Source organism: Shewanella sp. (genome assembly GCF_051658185.1).
GTDB lineage: Bacteria > Pseudomonadota > Gammaproteobacteria > Enterobacterales > Shewanellaceae > Shewanella.
The window spans coordinates 1-3,002 of the sequence record NZ_JBOFMC010000254.1; the positions used below are offsets into that span (position 1 = coordinate 1).

Annotated in this window: 2 protein-coding genes; both read right to left on the reverse strand. The window is 42.7% G+C overall.

Going from position 1 to position 3,002, the window contains the following annotated elements:
* Nucleotides 1-149: 149 nt before the first annotated feature.
* Entirely contained in the window at nt 150-926 is a 777-nt protein-coding gene (gene yaaA / locus ACRCZA_RS09960; protein WP_438674288.1) for a peroxide stress protein YaaA, read from the reverse strand.
* 119 nt (nt 927-1,045) lie between these two features.
* Nucleotides 1,046-2,491: an alanine/glycine:cation symporter family protein gene (locus ACRCZA_RS09965; protein ID WP_438674289.1), complete on the reverse strand. Its 1,446-nt coding sequence runs from the start codon at nt 2,489-2,491 to the stop codon at nt 1,046-1,048.
* Nucleotides 2,492-3,002 lie beyond the last annotated feature (511 nt).

Here is a 3,002-nt window from a genome sequence, read left to right on the forward strand (position 1 = left end):
TTCGCCCAAAACATCGCAGCGTATGCACAATTTGCCTTGCTTATGGCAAATGGAGATCAAAGGCTACCGCCCATCAGCATTGAAGCTAAATGAGATAAATCCTACTCAAAGGTCGCTGTCTGCGGCCTTTGAGTGACCACCATACTTCGTTATGATTGTGATTCCCTTAAAAATACCGGTGCGTTAGGTTTACTTTGCTCTTCGCAATAATAATATCCAGCTGCTTTAAATAAGGTTAACTCTTCAAATGAGCGGATCTGCTGCTCAATGATATACCTTGCCATCATGCCGCGCGCACGCTTGGCAAAAAAACTAATCACCTTATACTGACCACTTTTATAGTCTTTAAAGATCGGGGTAATTAAATCACCCTTTAGTTTCTTTACATTAATGGCTTTGAAATATTCATTTGATGCAAGATTGACAATGATATTATCCCCTTGCTCGCTCACAGCTTGATTCACAGCCTCGGTTAATATGTCGCCCCAAAATGCATATAAATGCTGACCTTTAGGATTTTTCAATCCGGTGCCCATCTCTAAACGGTACGGCATGATCAAATCTAAAGGCCGCAACAGCCCATATAAGCCAGAGAGGATCCGTAAATGGCGCTGAGCGTGCTCCAGCTGCGCATCCGACAATGTATCGGCATCGAAGCCGGTATACACATCACCTCTAAAGGCAAAAATGGCTTGCTTAGCATTTTCTAGAGTGAAATCCGGCTGCCACTCGCCAAAGCGCGCGGCATTGAGACCCGCGATGTTATCGCTCACCTTCATTAGCGTGGCAATATCTTGTGGCGTAAGCTGCCGACAAATGTGAACAAGCTCGGCGCTCTGCTCAAGGAAGCCCGGCTTGGAGTGAGCCTGCGTCAAAGGTGGCTGTTCAAAATCTAAGGTTTTGGCCGGTGAAACTAATATCAACATTAAAAACTCCAATCAAACATAACTTAGCCAATGATACTCATAGGACATAAAAAAACCACGCATATACTACGTGGTTTTTGATTATTAGCTAAACATGCTCTTATAAATAAGAATAAGCATTAGGGATTTTTTATCGGCGCTTTGTTAGCAATATCTTCCCAAATTTCATTATCTAACTGTTCCATAAGCTCTGGGAATTTACTGCGATCAAATTCAGGTGTTTTTCCCATTTGCAGCTGCTCTCGATAATCATTAATGACCCGAATAGCCAATCCTGATAGCAGTAATAATGCCACGATATTCACCGTCGCCATGAGCCCCATAGACACATCGGCTAAGTTCCATACTAAGCTGATTTTTGCAACGGAGCCAAACATCACCATACCTAAAACGCACAGACGGAATAACGGCAAAGCTTTAGTGCTATTGCCGGTTAAGAACATCACATTTGTTTCTGCATATGAATAATTAGCAATAATTGAGGTGAAACAAAAGAGGAAAATTGCCACGGCAATAAATGCGCCGCCCCAATCACCGACATGGCTAGACATCGCATTAATGGTTAAGCGGATCCCATCATCACTAGAGCCCACATCGCCTGAAAGCAAAATAATTGCCGCGGTGGCAGTACAAATCACGATGGTATCAACAAACACCCCCATCATCTGTACAAATCCTTGAGAAGCGGGATGGTTTGGATTAGGTGAAGCGCTGGCGGCAACATTGGCTGCGCTCCCCATACCAGCTTCATTCGAAAATAAACCACGAGCAATACCAGCTTGCATCGCCTGTGCTACCGTATAGGCAACCCCACCAGCGGCGGCTTCCTGCCAACCAAAAGCACTTTTTACAATAAGGCTAATCACCCCAGGTAATTGATCTAAATTAAAAATGACGATTATAAAAGCAACCAAAATATAGGCTAACGCCATAATCGGTACAATAAACTCAGATACCCGCGCGACTTTACGCAAGCCGCCCATGATAACAAAGCCACTGGCGATGACTAAGCCAATTCCCACATAGGTAGGATCAAAGCCAAACACCCGCTCCATTGCTCCCGTAATCGTATTCGCTTGTACTGCGTTAAACACTAGACCGAAAGCAATAATTAAAAAGAATGCAAATAGCACTCCCATCCAGCGCTGCCCCAATCCTTTTTCCATATAATATGAGGGGCCACCTCTAAATTGCCCATCAGTATCACGGACCTTATAAACTTGGGCTAAGGTCGATTCAATCATGGCGGTCGCCATACCTAGCATGGCAATCAACCACATCCAAAATACCGCACCCGGACCTGCAGCTCCTATCGCGACGGCAACGCCAGCCATGTTCCCGGCACCGACACGCGCAGCCATACTGGTACAAAATACCTGAAATGAAGACAAGCCACTTTTACAACCTTGGCGACTCATCGTCATGACCTTAAGCGAGTGCTTAAAATGCGTCACCTGAATAAATAAAAGCCTGACAGTGAAATAGAGACCGGCTCCAACCAATCCGTAAACTAACAACTTGCCCCAAAGTAGCGCATTTAAAAAATTAACGATGGTTTCTAACATTATTTTACTTCTTCCCGTAGCAAATGCACTGTGTTCATCTCAACATACAAGAGCGACAATACATTTGTGGTGAATGAATCCTTCCAGCTTAAAGATAAGAATTACAGTAGAGTTATTGTTCCAAATTATCCTTCTGCGACACTACAAAACCACATATAACATCACAGCCACTGAATTCAACCCTGCACAGTAGCACAGTATTCGAAATTACTCATACGATCAAGATACTGTTTCTCATCTATGATAATAACGTCACGCCTTGGTCAAAATAAACACAACGCCACAATAAATACCACAAAACAAACTGGCAACAGATAAAACACAAACACCACACCCTCATCAATTAAAGCAACCTTGCATAGTTAAAGGAATATATTTTGATTAAAAATCCCTCTAATTACAGAACTGATTACAATGTCAGACCAAGCTACATAAAGGCCATACTACGATATAAGAAATATTAAAAAATGGTACTATGACAATAATAAGATCTTGATATCATGAAGTTATT

What these genes read in the sequence shown, in the direction of transcription:
- yaaA (WP_438674288.1), bottom strand. Translation starts at nt 926, where the DNA reads ATGTTGATATTAGTTTCACCGGCCAAAACCTTAGATTTTGAACAGCCA.
- ACRCZA_RS09965 (WP_438674289.1), bottom strand. Translation starts at nt 2,491, where the DNA reads ATGTTAGAAACCATCGTTAATTTTTTAAATGCGCTACTTTGGGGCAAG.